The sequence below is a fragment of the Ramlibacter sp. genome, from assembly GCF_036676645.1.
Taxonomy (GTDB): Bacteria; Pseudomonadota; Gammaproteobacteria; order Burkholderiales; family Burkholderiaceae_C; genus Ramlibacter.
The window spans coordinates 82,123-105,057 of sequence record NZ_JAKFCM010000053.1 but is presented as its reverse complement, the minus strand read 5'-3'; the positions used below and the strand labels follow the sequence as shown (position 1 = coordinate 105,057).

Genomic DNA, 22,935 nt, shown 5'->3' with positions numbered 1-22,935 from the left:
CCGAGGAGACATGCATGATTGACCGTCTCGTGCCGGCCGCCGCGGCCGCGCTGCTGATCGCCCTGGCCCCGCCGGTGGCGGCGCAGGCCCCCCAGCCGGCCCCCGGCAAGTCCGCGGCTGCCGCCCGGCCGGCCGCGAAGCCCACGGCCAAGGCGGCGAGACCGGCCGCGAAAGGCAAGCGCCTGGATCCATCGGCGCAGAAGGCCGTCGAGGAGGTCACGCCGATCGACGACGATCCCGGTATCCGCATCAGCGAAGACGACCTGAAGGTGGCCAGCCAGGTCTACGTGGGCGAGATGCCCTGCGAGCTCGGCGCGTCGGTGCGCGTGCGCGCGGCACGCCGCACCGGCCTGTTCGTGGTCAGCACCAAGGGCCATCGCTTCCTGATGCATCCGGTGCACAGCCGCACCGGCGCCATCCGGCTGGAAGACTCCAGGCGCGGCGCGATGTGGCTGCAGCTGGGCAACAAGTCCATGCTGATGAGCCAGAAGCTGGGGCAGCGCCTGGCCGACGAATGCCAGAGCCCGGAGCAGGTGACCTACGCCGAGGAGCTCAAGCGCAACCCGCGTCCCAGCCTGCTGGAACCGATGCCGCACGGCGGGCACCCGGGCGGCATGCCCTGCTGCGCGCCGCAGCAGCCGGCCGGCGCCCCGGCCACCGCGACGGCAGCGCAGCCGTCCCCGCCCGCCTCTGCGCCGCTGGCCGTCCCCGCCGTTGCTGCCACCGAGGCGGCGCCGCCCCCCGCGCCCGCCGCAAGCGAATCCACCGCGCCGATCCCGGCTGCCGCCGCGTCCGCGCCCACCCCCAACTGACCTGCGTCCCAGGTACGGAGAAAAGAAAAGTGCTGCAAACCTATGTGAACCACGTGGCCGAGCGAGCCGCACTGGGCATCCCGCCGCTGCCGCTGACCGCGCAACAGACCTCGGAACTGATCGAGCTGCTGAAGAACCCGGCCACTGCACAGGCCGACTTCCTGCTGGACCTGATCACGAACCGCGTGCCGGCCGGCGTGGACGATGCCGCCAAGGTCAAGGCCAGCTACCTGGCGGCGGTGGCGCTGGGCAGCGAGAAGTGCATGATCATTTCCCGGGCCAAGGCCACGGAGCTGCTGGGCACCATGCTGGGCGGCTACAACATCGGCCCGCTGATCGAACTGCTGGACGACGCCGAGGTCGGCACCGCGGCGGCCGACGCGCTGAAGAAGACGCTGCTGATGTTCGACCAGTTCCACGACGTCAAGGAGAAGGCCGACAAGGGCAACGCCAACGCCAAGGCCGTGCTGCAGAGCTGGGCCGACGCCGAGTGGTTCACCAGCCGCCCCGAAGTGCCGCAGAGCCTGACCGTCACCGTGTTCAAGGTGCCCGGCGAGACCAACACCGACGACCTGTCGCCGGCCCCGGACGCCTGGAGCCGTCCCGACATCCCGCTGCACGCGCTGGCCATGCTGAAGAACAGGCGCGAGGGCGCCCCGTTCCAGCCGGAGGAAGACGGCAGGCGCGGCCCGGTGAAGTTCCTGGACGAACTCAAGGCCAAGGGCCACCCGGTGGCCTACGTCGGCGACGTGGTGGGCACCGGTTCCTCGCGCAAGTCGGCCACCAACAGCGTGCTGTGGTGGACCGGCGAGGACATCCCCTTCGTGCCGAACAAGCGCTTCGGCGGCGTCTGCCTGGGCGGCAAGATCGCGCCGATCTTCTACAACACCATGGAAGACGCCGGCGCCCTGCCGATCGAGCTGGACGTCTCGAAGATGGAGATGGGCGACGTCATCGAGCTGCGCCCCTACGAGGGCAAGGCCCTGAAGAAGGGCGAGGTGGTCGCCACTTTCCAGGTCAAGAGCGAGGTGCTGTTCGACGAGGTGCGCGCCGGCGGCCGCATCCCGCTGATCATCGGCCGCGGCCTGACGGCCAAGGCGCGCGAGGCGCTGGGCCTGCCGCCCTCCACGCTGTTCCGCCTGCCCCGGGCACCCAGGGACAGCGGCAAGGGCTTCACGCTGGCGCAGAAGATGGTCGGTCGCGCCTGCGGCCTGCCGCAAGGCCAGGGCGTGCGGCCGGGCACCTACTGCGAACCGAAGATGACCTCGGTAGGTTCCCAGGACACGACCGGCCCGATGACGCGCGACGAGCTCAAGGACCTGGCCTGCCTCGGCTTCAGCGCCGACCTGGTGATGCAGTCCTTCTGCCACACGGCGGCCTATCCGAAGCCGGTCGACGTGAAGATGCACCACGAGCTGCCCGACTTCATCTCCACCCGCGGCGGCGTTTCGCTGCGCCCGGGCGACGGCGTGATCCACAGCTGGCTCAACCGCCTGCTGCTGCCCGACACGGTGGGCACCGGCGGCGACTCGCACACGCGCTTCCCGATCGGCATCAGCTTCCCGGCCGGATCCGGACTGGTGGCCTTCGCGGCGGCCACCGGCGTGATGCCGCTGGACATGCCCGAGAGCGTGCTGGTGCGCTTCAAGGGCCGGATGCAGCCGGGCGTGACCCTGCGCGACCTGGTCAACGCCATTCCGCTGTACGCGATCAAGCAGGGGCTGCTGACGGTCGCCAAGGCCGGCAAGAAGAACGTCTTCTCCGGCCGCATCCTCGAGATCGAGGGTCTGCCCGACCTGAAGGTGGAACAGGCGTTCGAGCTGTCCGACGCGTCGGCCGAGCGCTCCGCGGCGGCGTGCACGGTGCACCTGAACAAGGAACCGATCATCGAATACATCACCAGCAACATCACGCTGATGCGCTGGATGATCGCCAAGGGCTACGCCGACGCCCGCACCCTGGGCCGGCGCATCGCGGCCCAGGAGGCCTGGCTGAAGGACCCGCAGTTGCTCCAGGCCGATGCCGACGCCGAGTACGCCGCGGTGATCGAGATCGACCTGGGGGAGATCGTCGAGCCCATCGTCGCCTGCCCGAACGATCCGGACGACGTCAGGACGCTGTCCGAGGTGGCCGGCGCGAAGATCGACGAGGTGTTCATCGGCTCCTGCATGACCAACATCGGACACTTCCGGGCGGCGTCCAAGCTGCTGGAAGGCAAGCGCGACATCCCGACCAAGCTGTGGGTGGCGCCGCCGACCAAGATGGACCAGAAGCAGCTCACCGAAGAGGGCCACTACGGCGTGCTGGGCACCGCCGGCGCGCGCATGGAGATGCCCGGCTGCTCGCTGTGCATGGGCAACCAGGCGCAGGTCAAGGAGGGCGCCACCGTGTTCTCCACCTCGACCCGCAACTTCCCCAACCGGCTGGGCAAGAACAGCAACGTGTACCTGGGCAGCGCCGAACTGGCCGCCATCTGCTCGCGCCTGGGCCGCATCCCCACGCGCGAGGAGTACATGGCCGACATCGGCGTGATCAACGCCAACGGCGAGAAGATCTACCAGTACATGAACTTCGACCGCATCGACGACTTCCGCAAGGTCGCCGACCAGGCGCCCGCGTAAACGGGCCTCATCGGAAGCGGCCCTACGGGGCCGCTTCCGTTCCGCTCACACCAGCACTTCGCAGTGCTCGCCCATGGTGGCCCGCTCCCCGCTCACGGCGGCCGCCGCCAGCTTGAACAGCTGGGTCGGCTTGCTCTCCCGGATGTCCCAGAACTCGGCGTGGGTGATGTGCACTTCCACCAGCTCCAGCTCGGGGTCGTCCGCGCCGCCGGGGAACCAGGCCTTGGTCATGGGATTGAACAGCCGGTGGCGCGTGTCGCGGTCCTCGCTGATCGTCGCCTGGCCGCTGATCGACACGTAGCGGTCGTTGTGGGGGTCGGCGTAGGACACGTTGACGTTGCCATCCATGCGCAGCCGCTGGCCCAGTTCGGTGCGGCGCGACACGAAGAAGTAGAGGACGGGCAACTCGCCGAGCCCCTTGTTGAGGGTGGTGAGCGGGTGCGAGTGCAGGGCGCCGTCACCGTGCCGGTGCGTCAGCATCGCGAAACGGATGTCCTTGATCATTTCCCACAGGCGTTGATGGGGGGTCTTGTCCTTGCTCATGGATGTCCTTCGGGAGCGGGTCGGGGCTTCCACGCATCTTGCAGCGCCGCGCTCATCGGCAGCGTCGGAAGCGTCCTCCGGGCCCTGTGCGCCGGCTCCGACACCCTGGGGACCTGGTTCCTTCGCGCGGCCCGGGCCGGCGCTGCCGGGGCCGGAGTTCCCGTAGCATGCGCCGTTCAACCGGCCCGAGGCCCGCATGTTCAAGTCGTTCTTCTTCTCCCGCCGCTGGCTGCCCTGGTCCCTGCTGGGTACCGCCGCCATCCTGTTCGCCACCTGGTACCGGGTGGAGCTGGACGTCCAGATCAACGAGTGGTTCGGCACCTTCTACGACCTGGTGCAGAAGGCGCTGAGCAAGCCGGGCTCCATCACGACGGCCGACTACTGGGCGCAGCTGAACACCTTCCTGCGCATCGCCATGCTGTACGTCACCATCGCGGTGGTGCTGGACTTCTTCGTCAAGCACTACATCTTCCGCTGGCGCACGGCCATGAACGACTACTACATGGCGCACTGGGACAAGCTGCGCCACATCGAGGGCGCGGCGCAGCGGGTGCAGGAGGACACGATGCGCTTCGCCAGCATCATGGAAGGCCTGGGCATCGATTTCATGCGCAGCCTGATGGTCCTGGGGGCGTTCCTGCCGATCCTCGCCGGGCTGTCGGCCAGGGTCACCGAGCTGCCGTTCATAGGCCCCATCCCCTGGTCGCTGGTCTGGGTCGCGATCGCCTTCGCCCTGGCCGGTACCGTGCTGCTGGCCATCGTCGGCATCAAGCTGCCGGGGCTGCAGTTCCAGAACCAGCGGGTCGAGGCCGCCTACCGCAAGGAGCTGGTGTACGGCGAGGACGACGCCGCGCGCGCGGCCGGGCCGGTGACGCAGAAGCTGTTCGGCGACGTGCGCAAGAACTACTTCCGGCTGTTCTTCCACTATCTCTACTTCGATGTCGCCAAGTGGTCCTACATCCAGTTCGGCGTGCTGGTGCCCTATATCGCGCTGGCGCCCACCATGGTGAGCGGCGCCGTCACGCTGGGGGTGATGCAGCAGATCGTGCGGGCCTTCGGCCGGGTGGAAAGCTCGTTCCAGTTCCTGGTGCTGAGCTGGTCCACCATCGTGGAGCTGATGTCGGTCTACAAGCGCCTGCGCGCCTTCGAGCAGCAGATCAAGGCCGTCGATCCCGCCGCGGTGCGGCCTGCCGCTACGCCGGGCTAGGGCCCGGGGCCTCGCCGGCGGCCGCCAGCTGCCGCAATGCCTCGCCGGTCGGACCGTCCAGCGGGAAGAAGGTCTCCAGCGCCAGCTCCTGCACGGTGACGTCCACCGCCGTGCCGAAGACGGTGGTGGTGCTGATGAAGCTGAGCACCCGCCCGTCCGGCGCGCGCAACTGCAGCGGCAGCGCCACGCCCAGGTGCTCGCCGCCCAGTCGGGTGTCGTGCGCGCCCTCGGGCACGGGGTAGGCCTGCAGTTCCGCCAGCAGGTCCGACAGCACGGTGTCGCCGGTGGCCCGCACCTGCTGGTGCAGGCGCTCGAACAGGTGCTCGCGCCATTGCCCGAGGTTCACGATGCGGCCTGCGAGCCCGCGCGGATGCAGGCTGAGGCGCAGCACGTTGACCGGGCCCTGCATCAGCCCGGCATCGGCGCCGGCCAGCAGGTGCGCCAGCATGCGGTTGCCCGCGACCAGGTTCCAGTGCCGGTCCACCGCCAGTGCCGGGTTGGGCTCGTGGGCCCGCAGGATCAGGGCGATGGCCTCGCGCGCCGGGGCCAGTGCCGGATCGGCCAGCGGGCGCTCGCGGTACATGGGCGCGTAGCCGGCCGCCACCAGCAGGGCGTTGCGCTCGCGCAAGGGCACGTCCAGCCGCTGCGCCAGCCGCAGCACCATCTCCCGGCTGGGCAGCGCACGCCCGGTCTCGACGAAGCTGAGGTGACGGGTCGAGATGTCCGCCTCGCCGGCCAGCCCCTGCTGCGACAGGCGGCGGTGCTGGCGCCAGTGGCGCAGCTGGGCGCCGAAGGGCTGCGGGACGATGGCGGGCGGGTCGGCAAGGCTCATGCGGGGATGCTATGCGCTGCGCGGCCGGCGTTCCCTGACCTCGCAGGTCATGGTCCAGCGGCGGGCCCGCGCCGATGGGCCCGGCGCGGGCAGGCCGATTCGCTTCTTGTATGCTGTCCCACCCCTTTTTCACGACCCATCACGACCGCCCATGACCCGCGTCTTCAACTTCAGCCCCGGCCCTGCCACCCTCCCCGAAGCCGTCCTGCGCCAGGCGGCCGAGGAAATGCTCGACTGGCACGGCAGCGGCATGTCGGTGATGGAGATGAGCCACCGCGGCAAGGAGTTCATCGGCATCCACGCCGAGGCCGAAGCCACGCTGCGCGAACTGATGGGGATCCCTTCCAGCTACAAGGTGCTGTTCCTGCAGGGCGGCGCCATCGGCGAGAACGCCATCGTGCCGATGAACCTGATCGGGCGCACCGGCCGCGCCGATTACGTGGTGACGGGCGACTGGTCGAAGAAGTCGGTCAAGGAGGCCCGGGCCTACGGCACGGTCAACGTCGCGGCCACCGGCGAAGCCTCGAAGTTCACCGCCATCCCGAAGCAGGCCGAATGGAAGCTGGACCCGGGCGCAGCCTACGTGCACATCTGCTCCAACGAGACCATCGGCGGCGTCGAATACCACTGGACGCCGGACACGGGCGCAGTGCCGCTGGTGGCCGACATGTCGTCCAGCATCCTCTCGCGGCCGGTCGAAGTCGCCCGCTATGGCCTGATCTACGCCGGCGCGCAGAAGAACATGGGCCCGTCCGGCGTCACGGTCGTGATCGTGCGCGACGACCTGCTCGGGCATGCGCTGCCCATCACGCCCTCGGCCTTCAACTACAAGCTGCAGGCCGAAGCCGACTCCATGCTCAACACGCCGCCGACCTACGCGATCTACATCGCCGGGCTGGTCTTCAAGTACGTGAAGGCGCAGGGCGGGCTGGCGGCGATGGAGGAACACAACCGGGCCAAGGCCAGGGTCCTGTACGACTACCTGGACGCCAGCAGCTTCTACCGCAACCCGGTCGCGCCCGGCGACCGCTCGCTGATGAACGTGCCCTTCACGCTCAAGGATGCCGCCCTCGACGAGGCCTTCCTCAAGGGGGCCCAGGAGCGCGGCATGATCCAGCTCAAGGGCCACCGGTCGGTCGGCGGCATGCGTGCGTCGATCTACAACGCCATGCCGCTCGAAGGCGTGAAGGCGCTGGTGGCCTGGATGCAGGAATTCGAGAGGCAGCATGGCTAGCCAGCGCCCGATCCGGATCCTGGTGCTCAACCCGATCTCGGAACTGGGGCTGCAGCGCCTGCCCGCCGGGCGCTACCAGGTCGGCAAGGACCTGGCCGAGCCGGACGCCGTGCTGGTGCGATCGGCCGACATGCACTCGATGCAGGTGCCGGCCAGCGTGCAGGCCATCGCGCGCGCCGGCGCCGGCACCAACAACATCCCGGTGCCTGCGATGAGCGCGCGCGGCGTGCCCGTGTTCAACGCCCCCGGCGCCAACGCCAACGCGGTCAAGGAGCTGGTGCTCGCCGGCATGCTGATGGCGGCGCGCAACCTGCCGGCGGCGCAGCGCTTCGTCGATGGGCTGGACCCCGCCGCCGAGGCCCTGGAGCGCCAGGTCGAGGAGGGCAAGAAGGCGTTCGCCGGTTTCGAGCTGGCCGGACAGACCCTGGGCGTGATCGGCCTGGGCAAGGTGGGCTGCCTGGTCGCCCATTCGGCCCTGCAGCTGGGCATGAACGTGGTGGGCTTCGACCCCGAGATCACCGTCGACGCGGCCTGGAGCCTGCCTTCGCAGGTGCGCCGCGCCGGCAGCGTGGGCGAGGTGCTGAGGAGCGCACGCTTCGTGACGCTGCACGTGCCGCTGCTCGAGGCGACGCGGCACCTGGTCAACGCCGACAACCTGCCGCTGCTCAGGCCCGGGGGCGTGCTGCTGAACTTCTCGCGCGAAGGCGTGGTCGACGATGCGGCCGCACTGCGGGCGCTGGATGGCGGCGCACTGGGCCGCTACGTCTGCGACTTCCCGCACGGCCCCATCCTGCGCCACCCGGGCGTGATCGCGTTGCCGCACCTGGGCGCCTCCACGCGGGAGGCCGAGGACAACTGCGCCGTCATGGTGGCCGAGCAGCTGCGCGACTACCTCGAGCACGGCAACATCGTGAATGCGGTGAACTTCCCCGGGGTGGCGATGCCGCGCGAATCGGCGTTCCGGGTGGCGATCGCCAACGCCAACGTTCCCAACATGCTGGGCCAGATCTCCACCGCCATGGCGCAGGCCGGCCTGAACATCCACAACATGGTCAACAAGTCGCGCGGCGAGATGGCCTACACGCTGGTGGACGTGGACAGCGCCGTGTCCGGCGAAGTGCTCGCCGCGTTGCGGGCCATCGAAGGCGTGCTGGCGGTGCGTTACCTGCCGGCGGCCGGGTAGCCCGCCCGCGCGGCCGGTCCGGGCTTGTGCCACCGGGCCAGCGCTGCCGCGGCAGGGGCGGCACAATGGTCCGTGCTGTCCCGCCGGGGACGGCATCCGTCCGACAGAAGAAAAGGAAGGACTCCATGCCCCACGCGTTCGCCCGCACCCTGAAGAGCTTCAAAGCCGGCCGGCAGACCGGCAGCTTCTACTCCCTGCCCGCGCTTGCCGAAGAGTTCCCCAAGGTCAGGCGGATGCCGGTTTCCATGCGCATCGTGCTCGAATCGGTGCTGCGCAACTGCGACGGCCTCAAGGTCACCGCCGACCACGTTCGCGAAGTCGCGAACTGGTCGCCCAACGCAGCGCGCACCGAGGAGATTCCCTTCCTGGTGGCGCGGGTGGTGCTGCAGGACTTCACGGGCGTGCCCCTGCTGGCCGACCTGGCGGCCATGCGCAGCACCGCCCAGCGGCTGGGCCGCGACCCGGGCCGCGTCGAGCCGCTGGTGCCGGTCGACCTGGTGGTGGACCACTCCATCATGGTCGACCACTACGGCACCCGCGATGCGCTCGACCTCAACATGAAGCTCGAGTTCCACCGCAACCGCGAGCGCTACGAGTTCATGAAGTGGGGCATGCAGGCCTTCGATACCTTCAGCGTCGTGCCGCCCGGCTTCGGCATCGTCCACCAGGTCAACCTGGAGTACCTGGCGCGCGGCGTGCACCGTTCGCCCCAGGGCGTGTACTACCCCGATTCGCTGGTCGGCACCGACAGCCACACGACCATGATCAACGGCATCGGCGTGGTCGGCTGGGGGGTCGGCGGCATCGAGGCCGAGGCGGCCATGCTGGGCCAGCCGGTGTACATGCTCACGCCCGACGTGGTCGGCCTCGAACTGACCGGCCGGCTGCGCGAAGGCTGCACCGCCACCGACCTGGTCCTCACGGTCACCGAGCTGCTGCGCAAGCACAAGGTGGTGGGCAAGTTCGTCGAGTTCTTCGGCGAAGGCACGCGCACCCTGGCCGTGCCCGATCGCGCGACCATCGGCAACATGGCGCCCGAGTACGGCGCCACCATGGGCTTCTTCCCGGTCGACGAAAAGACCCTCGACTACTTCCGCGGCACCGGCCGCACCCGGGAGGAGATCGCCGCGCTGGAGGCCTACTTCCGGGCGCAGGGCATGTTCGGCGTGCCGCTGGCCGGGGAGCTGGACTACTCGCAGGTGGTGAAGCTGGACCTGGGCGAGGTCACGCCCAGCCTGTCCGGCCCGAAGCGGCCGCAGGACCGCATCGAGCTGGGCAAGGTCAAGGAGCAATTCACGCGCCTGTTCAGCGCCCCGGTCGCCGAGAACGGCTTCAACCAGCCGGCGCAGACCCTGCAGACGCGGACCCTGTTGCACCTGGGTGGCGAGACGCTGGACCCCAGGGTGCCGGCCAGCCCGCCGCTGCGGGCGGCAGCCATCGTCTCCGAGACCGAGATGGTGGCCAACCGCTCGACGCTGGCGGCGGCCCAGTCGGAAGCCGCCGCCACGCCGTCGGCGCCGCAGGACGTGGCCATCGGCAACGGCGACGTACTGATCGCGGCGATCACCAGCTGCACCAACACGTCCAATCCGGGCGTGCTGCTGGCGGCGGGCCTGCTGGCGAAGAAGGCGGTGGAAGCGGGCCTGCGCGTGCAGCCGCACATCAAGACTTCGCTGGCGCCCGGTTCGCGCATCGTCACCGAGTACCTGCACAAGACCGGGCTGCTGCCCTACCTGGAGCAACTGCGCTTCACGGTGGCCGGCTACGGCTGCACCACCTGCATCGGCAACTCGGGCGACCTGGCGCCGGAGATCAACGAGGCCATCGGCAAGAGCGACCTGGTGTGCGCCGCGGTGCTGTCGGGCAACCGCAACTTCGAGGCGCGCATCCACCCCAACATCAAGGCCAACTTCCTGGCCAGCCCGCCGCTGGTGGTCGCCTACGCGCTGGCCGGCACCGTCCTGAAGGACCTGATGACCGAGCCGGTCGGCAAGGGCCACGGCGGCAAGGATGTCTGGCTGGGCGACATCTGGCCGTCCACCGAGGAGATCCACCGGTTGATGCAGCACGCCATGGACGGCGAGGCCTACCGGAGGAACTACGAGAAGGTGAAGTCCGAGCCGGGCCAGCTCTGGAAGGGCATCCACGGCGTGACCGGCAAGACCTACGCGTGGCCGACCAGCACCTACATCGCCGAGCCGCCGCTGTTCCCGGGGTTCGACCCGCAGCCGCCTGCCAACGACGCGAAGCAGGACGTCTCGGTGCGCGAGGCGCGCATCATGGCGCTGTTCGGCGACTCGATCACCACCGACCACATCTCGCCGGCCGGCTCGATCAAGGAGAGCTCGCCGGCCGGCCAGTGGCTGCTGGCCCATGGCGTGACCAAGCCCGACTTCAACAGCTACGGCTCGCGCCGCGGCAACCACGAGGTGATGATGCGCGGCACCTTCGCCAACGTGCGCATCAAGAACCTGATGATCCCGGCGTTGCCCGGCGGCTCGCGCGAGGAGGGCGGCGTCACCCTCTACCGCGACGGCCAGGGCCGCACGGAGAAGATGTCCATCTTCGACGCCGCGATGAAGTACATGGCCGAGGGGCGGCCCACCGTCGTCTTTGCCGGCGAGGAATACGGCACCGGCTCCTCGCGCGACTGGGCCGCCAAGGGCACCCAGCTGCTGGGCATCAAGGCGGTGATCGCGCGCAGCTTCGAGCGCATCCACCGCAGCAACCTGGTGGGCATGGGCGTGCTGCCGCTGCAGTTCCAGGACACCGACACCTGGCAGTCGCTGCAGCTGGACGGCTCCGAGCTGGTCGACGTCGTGCCGGACCCCTTGCTGCGCCCGCGCAGCAATGCCCGGGTGGTGGTGCGGCGAGCCGACGGCAGCAGCCGGGAGATCACGGTGACGCTGCGCATCGACACCGACATCGAGGTGCAGTACTACCGGCACGGCGGCATCCTGCCGTTCGTGCTGCGGCAATTGCTGGCCGCCTGAGGGCGCGAGGCAGCGCGGGGTGTCGCCAGGCGGCAACCCCCTCCGCTCGTGCCGGCCGGGCAGGCTCCACCCGAGCCATCAGACCGTAAACTCGGCCGTCCCGCCTCGGGCGGGCTGCACCGAAGGACCCTGCCTTGATTCGATCCAGTGCCGCCGACCGAGGGCCCGCGCCCGGCCTCGCGCCGCAGGCACCGTCGATGGCCGCCGCAGCGGCCGGCCCGGACGTGCTGCGGCTGGTGCGCGCCAGCCGCTCCCGGGTCAGGGGATCGGCGATGGACGAGCTGTTCGCCGCGCGCAAGCGGGTGCACGGGCCGGCGCGGGTGCCGGACCTGTGCGGCGCCGTCCTGCACGTGGCCGGCTGGTTCGTGTTGTGGCAGGAAGGGCCCGAGCCGGCGATCCAGGCCGCCCTTGCCGCCTCGGCGCGGGGCCGCCACGAGGTGCCGCGCATCCTGCACCGCAGCTTCGGGCCGCGCACGCTGCAGGAGCCGCTCACACTGAGCACCACGCAATGGCTGGAAGGCCCGGTCCCGTTCGAGCGCCGCATCGAGGCGGCCGCCGCGGCGGCCGCCTCGATGCAACCGCAGGACGTCTGGCGCGTGCTGAGCGAGCCCTGCACGCTGACGCCGTCCACGGTCCTGCCCGACCTCGACCGGCGCTTCGGCCTGCTCGCCTCGGACGACCAGCGCGCCATCGAGAGCGCTCGCCGCATTGCCGACCATTTCAACCGCCCGCTGGTGTACCGCCGCTTTGCCGATGCGGCCCCGGGCACCAGCGACTTCGGCGCCGCCTACCTGGACCTGCCCCTGCACGGGCGCCCGCTGCGCCTGAGGGCGGTGTCGCGCCGGGCGGTCGGCAACCCGCTGGTGCACGAGGCGCCGCGTCCGGCCGACCGGCTGGTGCTGCTGGTGGGCGAGCAGGCCCGCCCGGCGCTGGAACTGGCGTCGGCCATGGCCAGCTTCCTGCAGCGCGTGGGACCGGCGGCGATCGAGCTGGTGGCCGAAGACGCGGCGGTCGGCGACGCCGTGGCCGAAGTCCTGCGGGGCCAGGCGGGCGCGGCCATCGCGCGGCGGGCATCCCCCCTCGGCGAGTCGCAACTGGTGGCGCTGCTGCTCGGGGCTGCTTCGCACGCCGTCGCCGGCTGATTCCAGCCCGTTCCGCCGGGATTGGCACAATGCCCGGCGATGGCACAGGACGTTCTCGTCGCCGGTGGGGGTATTGCGGGCCTCGCGGCCGCATTGGCCGCGCGGGCGGCGGACTGGGAAGTGCGCCTGTTCGAGCAGGCCCAGGAGTTCTCCGAGGTGGGCGCCGGCCTGCAGCTCGGACCCAATGCCACGCGCGTGCTGCGCGACTGGGGCGTGCTGGGCCCGCTGCAGGCGCTTGCCTGGCAGCCGCCCCGCCTGTCCGTGCGAGACGCCCTGGATGGGCGCGTACTGGGCACGCTCGCGCTCGGCGCGTCGACGCAGCAGCGTTATGGCGCGCCCTACCTGACCGTGCACCGCGCGGACCTCCATGCCGCGCTGCTGCGGGCCGCCACCGAGGCGGGCGCCTGGCTGCGCACCGGCTTGCGGATCGCCTCGGTGCGGGTCGACGGCGAGCTGGCGCAGGCCCACCTGGAAGGCGGCGCGCTGGTCGAGGCGGACGCGCTCGCGATCGCCGATGGCGTATGGAGCCGCCTGCGCGAGCAGCTGGTCGGCGACGGCCCGGCTCCGGCCACCGGGCACGTCGCCTACCGCGCCCTGGTGCCCATGGCGCAGCTGCCTGCGCGACTGCGGGGCGACGAGGTGCAGGCCTGGCTGGGGCCGCACATGCACCTGGTGCGTTACCCGGTGCGCGCCGGCGAGGCGCTCAACGTGGTCGGATTCATCGAAGGGCGGGCCGGTGCCGGCTGGGACCACGCGGTGCAGTCCGATGCGCTGCGCGCCGCCGCCGCCGGGCTTTGCGGCGAATTGCAGGCGCTGGTCGAAGCCGTGGAGGTCTGGCGGATGTGGCCGGTGCACGACCGCGAGCCACTGTCCGGACCGGCGCAGATGGCGCGCGGCCGCGCCGCCCTGCTCGGCGACGCCGCCCATCCGATGCGCCCCTACCTGGCGCAGGGCGCCGGCATGGCGATCGAGGACGCCTGGACGCTGCAGAAGGTGCTGGCGGCCTGCGACGGGCGGGTGATCGACGTGCCCACCACCCTGCAGCGCTACGCCCTGAACCGCTGGCAGCGCTGCGCGCGGGTGCAGCGGCGCGCGCGCCGCAACGGCTGGATCTTCCATGCCGACGGCCTGCTGCGGCACGCCCGCAACCTGGCCCTGGCCGCCGGCGGCGAGCCGGTGCTGGACCTGCCCTGGCTGTATGGCGCCGGCTGACTACAGGTCGGTGCGCAGGCGCCAGATTTCCGGGAACAGCACCACGTCCAGCATCTTGCGCAGGTAGGTCACGCCGCCGGTGCCGCCGGTGCCGCGCTTGAAGCCGATGATGCGCTCCACCGTGGTCACGTGGCGGAAGCGCCAGAGCCGGAACGCGTCTTCCAGGTCGGTCAGCTCCTCGCCCAGCTGGTACAGGTCCCAATACTGCTCGGGGTTGCGATAGACCTGCAGCCAGGCCTGCTCCACTTCCGCGCTCTCGGCATAGGGCTGGGTCCAGTCGCGCTCGACATGGCTGGCGGGCACCGGCAGGCCGCGGCGGGCCAGCAGCCGCAGCGACTCGTCGTACAGCGAGGGCGCCTCGAACGCCGCGCGCACCTGCGCCAGCAGGTCGGGGCGGTGCTCGTGCGGCTTGAGCATCGCCGGGTTCTTGTTGCCCAGGGTGAATTCGATGCGCCGGTACTGCGCGCTCTGGAACCCGCTGGAGCTGGCCAGGTAGGGCCGGATCGCGCTGTACTCGGGCGGCGTCATCGTCGCCAGCACGTCCCAGGCGTGCACCAGCTGCTCCATGATGCGCGAGACGCGCGCCAGCATCTTGAACGCACTGCCGAGCTCGTCGCGGGCGACGCAGCCGATGGCCGCGCCCAGCTCGTGCAGCATCAGCTTCATCCACAGCTCGCTGGTCTGGTGCTGGATGATGAACAGCATCTCGTTGTGGTTGGGCGACAGCGGCTTCTGGGCGCTGAGGATCGTGTCCAGCTGCAGGTAGTCGCCATAGCTCATCGAGCGGCTGAAATCCAGTTGCGCGCCCTCGGCGCGCACGATGTCCTCGGGGCGGGTTCTGTCGTTCATGTCACGGCCTGTGGTCGATTGAATTCGGGGCGCTGCCATTCGCGGGAGTCCAGCACCTGGCGCAGCTGCTCGACGGCGTTCCACACGTCCTCGAAACCCAGGTACAGCGGGGTGAAGCCGAAGCGCAGGATGTCGGGCGCGCGGAAGTCGCCGATCACGCCGCGCGCGATCAGCGCCCGCACGATGGCGTAGGCGCCTTCGGCGCGCGACAAGGACACCTGCGAACCACGCCGGGCGTGTTCGCGCGGCGTGACCAGCGACAGGCCGTGGCCGGTGCAGCGCTCCTCGACCAGGGCGATGAACAGGTCGGTGAGCGCCAGCGACTTGGCCCGCAGGGCCGCCATGCCGCCCAGGGGCCGCGCGGCATCGAGCGAGGCCATGCCGCAGTCGAGGGCCACCAGGCTGAGCACCGGTTGCGTGCCGCACAGGTAGCGCGCGATGCCCGGCGCCGGCCGGTAGTCGGGCGTGAATTCGAAGGGCGCCGCATGGCCCCACCATCCCGCCAGCGGCTGCCAGAAGCGGTCGGCGTGGCGCGGGTGCACCCAGGCGAAGGCCGGCGAACCGGGGCCGCCGTTGAGGTACTTGTAGCCGCAGCCGACGGCGAAGTCGGCTGCGGCGCCGTGCAGGTCCACCGGCACCGCCCCGGCGCTGTGCGCCAGGTCCCAGACCGTGAGCACGCCATGGCGGTGGGCGAGGGCGGTGAGCGCCTCCATGTCGTGCATCGCGCCGGTGCGGTAGTTCACGTGGGTGAGCATCAGCACGGCGACGTCCGGGCCTTGCAGCGCCTGCGGGATCCCGTCCGGCGCGCCGACCAGGCGCAGTTCGCCGCCGCGCTCTTCGCACAGGGCCTGGGCGATGTACAGGTCGGTCGGGAAATTGCTGCGCTCGCTCAGCACGACCCGGCGGCCGGGCCGGTCTCCGGCCGCGATCTTCAAGGCGGCGCTCAGGACCTTGTAGAGGTTGATCGAGGTGGTGTCGGTGGCCACCACTTCGCCGGGCGCGGCGCCGATCCAGCCGGCGATGCGGTCGCCGACGCGGCGCGGCATCTCGTACCAGCCGGCCGTGTTCCAGGAGCGGATCAGCCCTTCGCCCCATTCGTGTTCGACGGCGCGGGCGACCCGTGCGGCCGTGGCCCGCGGCAGCGGACCGAGCGAATTGCCGTCCAGGTAGACCACGCCTTCGGGCAGCGTGAACAGGTCGCGCAGCGGGCGCAGCGGGTCGGCCGCATCGCGGGCGCGGCAGTCGTGCAGGTCGGTCATGGGGCACGCAGGACGGCGCGCACCGGCGAGGCGTCGGCCGTCATCAGTTTCAGGGGCAGGGCGATCAGTTCGTAGTCGCCTTCGGGTACTTGGTCGAGGAGCAGGTTCTCCAGCACCCGCAGGCCGCGCCGGCGGATCGCCTGGTGGCTGGGCAGTTCCTTGCTGTCGGCCGGATCGATGCTGGCGGTGTCGATGCCGACCAGGCGCACGCCGGCGTCGGCCAGGCGCTCGATCGTGCCGGCGTCGAAGGCGGCCAGCCCGGCGTCCCAGCGGTCCACCGGATGGCGCTGGTAAGTGCGCACCAGCACCCGGGGCGGCAGGCCCTGCGCCGCGTGGGCCAGGTCCTCCCAGTGCACCAGCGGCCGGCGGCCGATCGCATGGATGACCCGGCAGGGACCCAGGTAGGGGTCCAGGTCCAGCGCGCCGGCGGCTGCGCCTTCCGGGTCGTAGTGCAGGGGCGCATCGGCATGCGCGCCCACATGCGGCGACAGGGTCAGGCTGCTGACATTGACGGGGCAGCCCGGGGCGATCTGCGCCGCCCACTGCTGCCCGTAGGGGGTGTCGCCGGGAAACACGGGCGAGCCTGCGTGCACCGGCGGCGAGATGTCCCAGAGGCGTGGCATGCGGCGCAGTGTGGAACGCGAAAAAAGACCGTGGTGTCGGTTATAGCCAACACCGTTTGATTTTTGTTGAGGCCTGAAGGATCGGCCGTGGCGCCAGCCCGTGCCGCGGCCGCGAAGGCGCCGCAGGCCAGGCAGGGTGGGGAGGCGCAACCGGGTGGCTGTCAACCCGCGCCCGGCGCCCGGCGTTGCCCGGCCACTGTATGGAACAACAGTCTTTTCAGGAGGGACGACCATGGAACTGCAGACGGCGCGCGAGATCATCGACACCCTGGCCCAGGGCATCCACCCGGTCACCGGCGAGGCCATGCCGGAAGACAGTCCCTACAACGCCCCGCCGGTGATCCGGGCGCTGTTCGCGGTGTCGCAGGCGCTGGACACGGCGGCCGCGCCCCGCCCGGCGCGGCCGCGGCGCGAGGCACCGCCCAACACCGGCAAGCCCTGGACCGCGGACGACGATGGGCAGTTGCGCGCCGGCTTCGACGCGGGCACCCCGACCCGGGACCTGGCGGCCGCCCTCGGGCGCACCCGCTGGGCCATCGAGTCGCGGCTGGTCAAGCTGGGGGTACTGACCCTGGGCGGCACGCCGGCCGCGATGGCGCGATGACGCGAATGGGCTTCAGGCCACCCGCCCGAGCAGCAGGTACTCCATCAGTGCCTTCTGCACGTGCATGCGGTTCTCGGCCTCGTCCCACACCACCGACTGCGGGCCGTCGATCACCTCGGCGGTCACCTCCTCGCCGCGGTGGGCCGGCAGGCAGTGCATGAACAGGGCGTCGGGCTTGGCCACCTTCATCATGTCCTCGTCCACGCACCAGTCCGCAAAGGCCTTGCGGCGCTGCTCGTTCTCGGCCTCGTAGCCCATGCTGGTCCACACGTCGGTGGTCACCAGGTCGGCGCCACGGCAGGCGTCCATCGGGTCCTTGAACACCTTGTAGCTGTCGCGGCTGCGCACGCCGGCCACGGCCTGGTCGACCTCGTAGCCGCTGGGGGTGGACACGTGCACCGTGAAGCCCAGCAGTTCGGCCGCCTGCAGCCAGGTGTTGGCCATGTTGTTGCCGTCGCCCACCCAGGCCACCGTCCGGCCGGCGATCGAGCCGCGCTGCTCCTGGTAGGTGAAGAGGTCGGCCATGATCTGGCAGGGGTGGAACTCGTTGGTCAGGCCGTTGATCACCGGCACCCGCGAGTGCGCGGCGAAGCGCTCGATCTTGTCCTGGCCGAAGGTGCGGATCATCACCAGGTCGACCATGCGGCTGATCACCCGCGCCGAGTCCTCGATCGGCTCGGCGCGGCCGAGCTGGCTGTCGCCGGTGGTCAGGTGCACCACGCTGCCCCCGAGCTGGTACATGCCGGCCTCGAAACTCACGCGGGTGCGCGTGGACGCCTTCTCGAAGATCATGGCCAGCGTGCGGTCGACCAGCGGGTGGTATTTCTCGTAGGCCTTGAACTTGCGCTTGATCACGGCGGCCCGCTCGAACAGCCAGGCGTACTCGTCGGCCGTGAAGTCGACGAACTGCAGGTAGTGCCGGATCGTCATCGGCCTACTCCGCGAGGAAGGCCTTCACCAGCGGCGCCAGGATGCCCACGCATTCGTCGGCTTCGGCGCGGGTGAAGACCAGGGGCGGCAGCAGCCGCACCACGCTGTCCGCGGTCACGCTGATCAGCAGGCCGGCTTCGGCGGCCCGGTTGACCAGCACGCCGCAGGGCCTGGCCAGCTCCATGCCGATCATCATGCCCTGGCCGCGGATCTCCTTCACCCCGGCATGGCCGCCGAGTTCGCGCGCCAGCAGGTCCTGGAGGTAGCCGCCCACGTCGGCGGCGTTCTCCAGCAAACCGTCCTCCTCCATGATGCGCAGGGTCTCGACGCCGGCGCGCATGGCCAGCGGGTTGCCGCCGAAGGTGGTGCCGTGGTTGCCGGGCTGGAAGATGTCGGCGGCACGCGGGCCGGCCACCACGGCGCCGATCGGCACGCCCGAGCCCAGGCCCTTGGCGAGCGGCATCACGTCGGGGCGGATGCCGGCCCACTGGTGGGCGAACCACTTGCCGGTGCGGCCCATGCCGCACTGGACCTCGTCGATCATCATCAGCCAGTCGCGCTGGTCGCACAGCCGGCGCACCTGCTGCAGGTACTCGGCGCGCATGGGGTTGATGCCGCCCTCGCCCTGGATGGTTTCGAAGAACACCGCCACCACGTTCCGGTTGCCCTCGGTGGCGGCCTCGAGCGCGGCCAGGTCGTTCAGCGGCACCCGGATGAAGCCCTCCACCAGCGGGCCGAAGCCCTGCTGGATCTTCGCGTTGCCGGTGGCCGACAGGGTGGCGATGCTGCGCCCGTGGAAGGCCTTCTCGTAGACCACGATCTGCGGGCGCTCGATGCCCTTGTCGTGGCCGAACTTGCGCGCCAGCTTGATCGCCGCCTCGTTGGCCTCCAGCCCGGTGGAGCAGAAGAACACCTTGGACAGGCCCGACAGCTGCGCCAGCTTGGCCGCCAGCTTCTCCTGGTTGGGCACGTGGTAGTAGTTGCTGCTGTGGATGATCTTCGCGACCTGGTCCTGCAGCGCCGGCACGAGCTTGGGGTGGTTGTGGCCCAGCGTGTTGACGGCGATGCCGGCCAGTGCGTCCAGGTAGGACTTGCCGTTGACGTCCCACACCCGCGAGCCCTGGCCGTGCGACAGGGCGATCGGCACGCGGCCGTAGGTGTTCATCGTGTGGGGCGACGCTGCCTCGATCAGGGCCATCGGAACACTCTCCAGAAAAGAAAAGCGGCTCAACGCGTGAGCCGTTGAGGCCCGATTCTAGGCTCAGGCCGCAGGCCCGATGCTTGAGGATTGCGCATGGCAGCGATGCGGTGCGATGCTGGCGCGCCGACCCCGGATCCCCGGGGCTGAAGTCTTATATAAGATAGAATACTGGTCGCTGCCCGCGGGCCCTCTCCCGTGCCGCGGCGCTGCGATGCCCGCCTCTTCATGGTCACCACTCCCGCCAAAGAAGTCTTCATCCAGGGGATCACCCGGGAGGGCCGCACCTTCCGCCCCAGCGACTGGGCCGAGCGGCTGGCCGGGGTGATGAGCGGCTTCCGGCCGGGCGGCTCGGCGCCCGGCAGCCACCTGAGCTACTCGCCGTGGTGCGTGCCGCGCGTGATCGACGGCGTCAAGACCGTGGTGGTGCACAGCGACCTGCGCGCCCACGATCCGATGGCCTGGGACTTCGTGATGAACTTCGCGCGCGACAACGAACTGCGGGTGGTGGAGAAGCCCGCCTCGGCCGACTGAGTCCACTCGTCTCATCCCGACGCGGCCCCAACGAAAAAACCGCCCGAAGGCGGTTTTTCGCTTTTGCTGGCAGCGCACCCGGTTCAAACGGCGGGCCTGCGGCTGCAGGCCCGGGCGAGCCGGACCGATTCGGTCAGGCGGCGGCGGGGGCGGCCAGGGCCTTGACCTTGGCCGACAGGCGGGACTTGTCGCGGGCCGCCTTGTTCTTGTGGAAGATGCCCTTGTCGGCGACGGTGTCGACGATGCTCTGGGCCTTGGCGAAGAGTTCGGTGGCCTTGGCCTTGTCGCCGCTGGCGACGGCCTTCTCCACGTTCTTCACCGCGGTGCGGTACCGGGAGCGCAGCGAGGTGTTCGCTGCGTTGAGCTTGACGTTCTGGCGCGCGCGCTTGCGGCCGGACGCCAGGCGGGGGTTCTTCTTCTTGGGCTTGGTAGAAGCCATGGTGGATTCCTTCGGTGTCTGAGGATGATGCCAGCAAAGCCCTCCATTGTAAGCGAAGCGCCCACTCGCCTGCAGGGGCGCCGCTACACTTGAGCCGGTGAGCCTGTTCAAAGCCGCCTCGACCGTCTCGCTGCTGACGCTGGCGTCCCGCATCACCGGGCTCATCCGCGACCTGCTGATGGCGGCCGTGTTCGGCGCCACCGCCCTGACCGACGCCTTCAACGTCGCCTTCCGCATCCCGAACCTGTTTCGCCGCCTGTTCGGCGAGGGTGCCTTCAGCCAGGCCTTCGTGCCGGCCCTGGCCCACACCCGCGAGCAGCAGGGCGAGCAAGCCACCCGTCGCCTGGTCGACAGCGTGGCCACGGTGCTGGCCTGGGTGCTGCTGGCCGCCTGCGTCGTCGGCGTGGCGGCGTCGCCGGCGCTGGTCTGGGCGCTGGCCAGCGGGCTGCGGCAGGACCCGCAGGCCTTCGACGCCGCCGTGCTGATGACCCGCTGGATGTTTCCCTACATCGGCTTCATGTCGCTGGTGGCCCTGTCGGCGGGCATCCTGAACACCTGGAAGCGCTTCGCGGTCCCCGCCGCCACCCCGGTGCTGCTGAACGTGGCCCTGATCCTGGCGGCCTGGCTGGGCGCGCCCGGGTTCGCCGCCCGCGGCATCGAGCCGATCTACGCGATGGCGGCCGGCGTGATGCTGGGTGGCGTGCTGCAGCTGGGCATCCAGGTGCCGGCGCTGCGCCGCCTGGGCATGCTGCCGCGCATCGGCCTGGCGGCGTCGCGCATCCGCGCAGCCTGGCGCGACCCCGGGGTGCGCCGCATCCTGTCGCTCATGGGGCCCGCACTGCTCGGCGTCAGCGTGGCCCAGATCTCGTTGCTGATCAACACCCAGATCGCCTCCTGGCTGCCGGCCGGCAGCGTCACCTGGCTGTTCTATGCGGATCGCCTGATGGAGTTCCCCACGGCCCTGCTGGGCGTGGCGCTGGGCGTGGTGCTGATGCCGCAGCTGGCGCTGGCGCGCGGGGCCGGCGACGACGCGCGCTACTCGTCCCTGCTCGACTGGGGCCTGCGCCTGGTGGTGCTGCTGGCGGCGCCGGCGTCGGCCGCGCTGCTGGTCTTCGGCCTGCCGCTGGTCGCGACCTTGTTCCACTACGGTGCGTTCCGCGACAGCGACGTGCTCCAGGTGTCGCTGGCCCTGGCCGGCTACGGGGCCGGCCTGCTCGGGCTGGTCGGGATCAAGGTGCTGGCGCCCGGCTTCTATGCCAGCCAGGACACGCGCACGCCGGTCCGGATCGCCATCGTGGTGCTGGTGCTCACCCAGCTCATGAACGTCGCCTTCGTGCCGCTGTTCAAGCACGCCGGGCTGGCCCTGTCGATCGGCCTGGGTGCGCTGCTCAACGCGGGCTGGCTGCTCGTCGGCCTGCGCCGGCGCGGCAGCTGGGCGCCCACGCCGGGCTGGCCGCGCTTCCTGCTGCAGGTGGTCGCCGCCACCGCGCTGCTGGCGGTGTTCCTGGCCTGGGCGGCCGGCCATTTCGACTGGATCGCGCTGCGCGCCCATGCCGCGCAGCGCGCCGGGCTGCTGGCGTCCTTGCTGCTGGCCTCGGTGGTCGTGTACTTCGGCGCGCTCCGGGCCGCCGGGGTGCAGCTGAGGCAATTCGTCACGCGCTGAAGTGAAGAACCGCTCCGAAGCGCCTTCGGCGCCTCCCTCAAGGGGCGCCACCAGCGACCCGGCGAAGCCGGTTCCGCGGTGGCCTGGCGGAGCCGGCTTGGCGCGGCCACAGGCTTCGGAGATCGACGGGCTGCCACTGTCATGACCCTTGACGCTGCCGGTGCGCCTCCCTTACAAAGGTCGCCACCATGCCGCTCAACCTCGAGGTCCCCACGCCGCTGGAGTACTTCCGCGCGCTGGTGCAGGACGACGACCATTTCCCCCTGCTGGAAGCGGCTGCCAGCATCGCCCAGGACGAGTACCCCGACCTCGACGTGCAGCAGGTGCTGGGCGAGGTCGACCAGCTGCTGGCGCGCCTGAAGCGCCGGCTGCCCTCCGACGCCGCACCGCTGCAGCGCCTGCGCGTGCTCAACCAGTTCTTCTTCCGCGACCTCTCGTTCGGCGGCAACGTCAACGACTACTGCGACCCCGACAACAGCTGCCTCAACGTGGTGCTGCGCACCCGGCGCGGCATCCAGATCTCGCTGGCCGTCCTGTGGATGGAACTGGCCCATGGCCTGGGGCTGCACGCGCGCGGCGTGTGCTTTCCGGGCCACTTCATGATCAAGGTGAACCTGCCCAAGGGGCAGGTGGTGATCGATCCCTTCACCGGACAGTCGCTCTCGCGCGAGGAGCTGTCCGAGCGGCTGGAGCCCTACCGGCGCCGCAGCGGCCTGGTCGACGAGTTCGAGGTTCCGCTGGGGCTCTACCTGCAGGCCGCGCCGCCGCGCGACATCATCGCGCGCATGCTGCGCAACCTGAAGGAGATCCACCGGGCGCAGGAAGACTGGCAGCGCCTGATCGCGGTGCAGGACCGGCTGCTGGTGCTGCTGCCCGATGCCTGGGCCGAATACCGCGACCGCGGCCTCGCCCATGCCGAGCAGGGCCATGCCGCGCTGGCCGTGCTGGACCTGGAGACCTACCTGATCCACGCCCAGGATTCGCTGGACATCGATGCCATCGCCGAGCGGGTGGCCGACCTGCGGCGGGCGCGCAGCTGATGGCGGCACGGGCGCAC

Annotated in this window: 20 protein-coding genes; 12 read left to right on the top strand and 8 right to left on the bottom strand. The window is 70.5% G+C overall.

The features are described 5' to 3' along the window. The first annotated feature begins 14 nt into the window (after positions 1-14). Both V6M57_RS08480 and acnB read left to right on the top strand, forming a co-directional pair. Positions 15-812 carry a hypothetical protein gene (locus V6M57_RS08480; RefSeq protein WP_332814550.1) on the top strand — a complete coding sequence of 266 codons (798 nt, stop codon included), beginning with the start codon at positions 15-17 and terminating at the stop codon, positions 810-812. 29 nt (positions 813-841) lie between these two features. Next, entirely contained in the window at positions 842-3,433 is a 2,592-nt protein-coding gene (gene acnB, locus V6M57_RS08475; protein WP_332814549.1) for a bifunctional aconitate hydratase 2/2-methylisocitrate dehydratase, read from the top strand. 45 nt (positions 3,434-3,478) lie between these two features. Here acnB and V6M57_RS08470 read toward each other — a convergent pair whose 3' ends face one another. Next, positions 3,479-3,976 (bottom strand): pyridoxamine 5'-phosphate oxidase family protein, encoded by a 498-nt coding sequence (locus tag V6M57_RS08470; protein WP_332814548.1) that lies wholly within the window; start codon positions 3,974-3,976, stop codon positions 3,479-3,481. Positions 3,977-4,172: 196 nt separating this feature from the next. Between V6M57_RS08470 and sbmA the strand changes: the two genes are divergently transcribed. Further along, positions 4,173-5,183, top strand: coding sequence for a peptide antibiotic transporter SbmA (gene sbmA, locus V6M57_RS08465; RefSeq protein ID WP_332814547.1), 1,011 nt, complete (start codon positions 4,173-4,175; stop codon positions 5,181-5,183). On the opposite strand, the gene V6M57_RS08460 is transcribed toward sbmA, so the two are convergent. After that, positions 5,170-6,015: a helix-turn-helix domain-containing protein gene (locus tag V6M57_RS08460; RefSeq protein WP_332814546.1), complete on the bottom strand. Its 846-nt coding sequence runs from the start codon at positions 6,013-6,015 to the stop codon at positions 5,170-5,172. The two genes, sbmA and V6M57_RS08460, sit on opposite strands and share 14 nt — an antisense overlap. Positions 6,016-6,166: 151 nt before the next feature. On the opposite strand from V6M57_RS08460, the gene serC reads away from it, so the two are divergent. From serC to V6M57_RS08435, 5 genes are all read left to right on the top strand, one after another. Continuing rightward, positions 6,167-7,249 (top strand): 3-phosphoserine/phosphohydroxythreonine transaminase, encoded by a 1,083-nt coding sequence (serC, locus tag V6M57_RS08455; RefSeq protein ID WP_332814545.1) that lies wholly within the window; start codon positions 6,167-6,169, stop codon positions 7,247-7,249. Next, positions 7,242-8,432 (top strand): phosphoglycerate dehydrogenase, encoded by a 1,191-nt coding sequence (locus tag V6M57_RS08450; RefSeq protein WP_332814544.1) that lies wholly within the window; start codon positions 7,242-7,244, stop codon positions 8,430-8,432. Before serC ends, V6M57_RS08450 begins: the two co-directional genes overlap by 8 nt. Positions 8,433-8,557: 125 nt before the next feature. Further along, the gene (locus V6M57_RS08445) at positions 8,558-11,425 is read left to right on the top strand and encodes an aconitate hydratase (RefSeq protein ID WP_332814543.1); all 2,868 of its coding nucleotides are present in this window, start codon (positions 8,558-8,560) and stop codon (positions 11,423-11,425) included. 134 nt (positions 11,426-11,559) lie between these two features. Next, positions 11,560-12,567, top strand: coding sequence for a hypothetical protein (locus V6M57_RS08440; RefSeq protein ID WP_332814542.1), 1,008 nt, complete (start codon positions 11,560-11,562; stop codon positions 12,565-12,567). A gap of 39 nt (positions 12,568-12,606) precedes the next feature. Beyond that, positions 12,607-13,779, top strand: coding sequence for an FAD-dependent monooxygenase (locus V6M57_RS08435; protein ID WP_332814541.1), 1,173 nt, complete (start codon positions 12,607-12,609; stop codon positions 13,777-13,779). On the opposite strand, the gene kynA is transcribed toward V6M57_RS08435, so the two are convergent. Genes kynA through kynB form a run of 3 tightly spaced genes read right to left on the bottom strand, consistent with a single transcriptional unit; the run spans position 13,780 to position 16,510 of the window. Continuing rightward, complete coding sequence (kynA, locus tag V6M57_RS08430; RefSeq protein ID WP_332814540.1) at positions 13,780-14,628, bottom strand: tryptophan 2,3-dioxygenase; 849 nt, start codon at positions 14,626-14,628, stop codon at positions 13,780-13,782. It lies immediately after the preceding gene. Further along, entirely contained in the window at positions 14,625-15,887 is a 1,263-nt protein-coding gene (gene kynU / locus V6M57_RS08425; RefSeq protein ID WP_332814539.1) for a kynureninase, read from the bottom strand. Before kynU ends, kynA begins: the two co-directional genes overlap by 4 nt. Next, on the bottom strand, positions 15,884-16,510 hold the full coding sequence (gene kynB / locus V6M57_RS08420; RefSeq protein WP_332814538.1) for an arylformamidase: 627 nt from the start codon (positions 16,508-16,510) through the stop codon (positions 15,884-15,886). Before kynB ends, kynU begins: the two co-directional genes overlap by 4 nt. A 232-nt stretch (positions 16,511-16,742) precedes the next feature. On the opposite strand from kynB, the gene V6M57_RS08415 reads away from it, so the two are divergent. Further along, the gene (locus V6M57_RS08415; RefSeq protein ID WP_332814537.1) at positions 16,743-17,114 is read left to right on the top strand and encodes a hypothetical protein; all 372 of its coding nucleotides are present in this window, start codon (positions 16,743-16,745) and stop codon (positions 17,112-17,114) included. A 12-nt stretch (positions 17,115-17,126) separates the two neighbouring features. On the opposite strand, the gene argF is transcribed toward V6M57_RS08415, so the two are convergent. Beyond that, positions 17,127-18,044: an ornithine carbamoyltransferase gene (gene argF, locus V6M57_RS08410; RefSeq protein ID WP_332814536.1), complete on the bottom strand. Its 918-nt coding sequence runs from the start codon at positions 18,042-18,044 to the stop codon at positions 17,127-17,129. A gap of 4 nt (positions 18,045-18,048) precedes the next feature. Next, the gene (locus V6M57_RS08405; protein WP_332814535.1) at positions 18,049-19,242 is read right to left on the bottom strand and encodes an aspartate aminotransferase family protein; all 1,194 of its coding nucleotides are present in this window, start codon (positions 19,240-19,242) and stop codon (positions 18,049-18,051) included. A gap of 228 nt (positions 19,243-19,470) precedes the next feature. Here V6M57_RS08405 and V6M57_RS08400 point away from each other — a divergent pair, with 228 nt between their 5' ends. Next, positions 19,471-19,776 carry a DUF3579 domain-containing protein gene (locus tag V6M57_RS08400; protein ID WP_332814534.1) on the top strand — a complete coding sequence of 102 codons (306 nt, stop codon included), beginning with the start codon at positions 19,471-19,473 and terminating at the stop codon, positions 19,774-19,776. 133 nt (positions 19,777-19,909) lie between these two features. Here V6M57_RS08400 and rpsT read toward each other — a convergent pair whose 3' ends face one another. After that, complete coding sequence (rpsT, locus tag V6M57_RS08395; protein WP_332814533.1) at positions 19,910-20,215, bottom strand: 30S ribosomal protein S20; 306 nt, start codon at positions 20,213-20,215, stop codon at positions 19,910-19,912. A 97-nt stretch (positions 20,216-20,312) separates the two neighbouring features. Between rpsT and murJ the strand changes: the two genes are divergently transcribed. After that, on the top strand, positions 20,313-21,878 hold the full coding sequence (gene murJ / locus V6M57_RS08390; RefSeq protein WP_332814532.1) for a murein biosynthesis integral membrane protein MurJ: 1,566 nt from the start codon (positions 20,313-20,315) through the stop codon (positions 21,876-21,878). A 188-nt stretch (positions 21,879-22,066) separates the two neighbouring features. Continuing rightward, positions 22,067-22,918, top strand: coding sequence for a SirB1 family protein (locus V6M57_RS08385; RefSeq protein WP_332814531.1), 852 nt, complete (start codon positions 22,067-22,069; stop codon positions 22,916-22,918). The last annotated feature ends 17 nt before the right edge of the window (positions 22,919-22,935 follow it).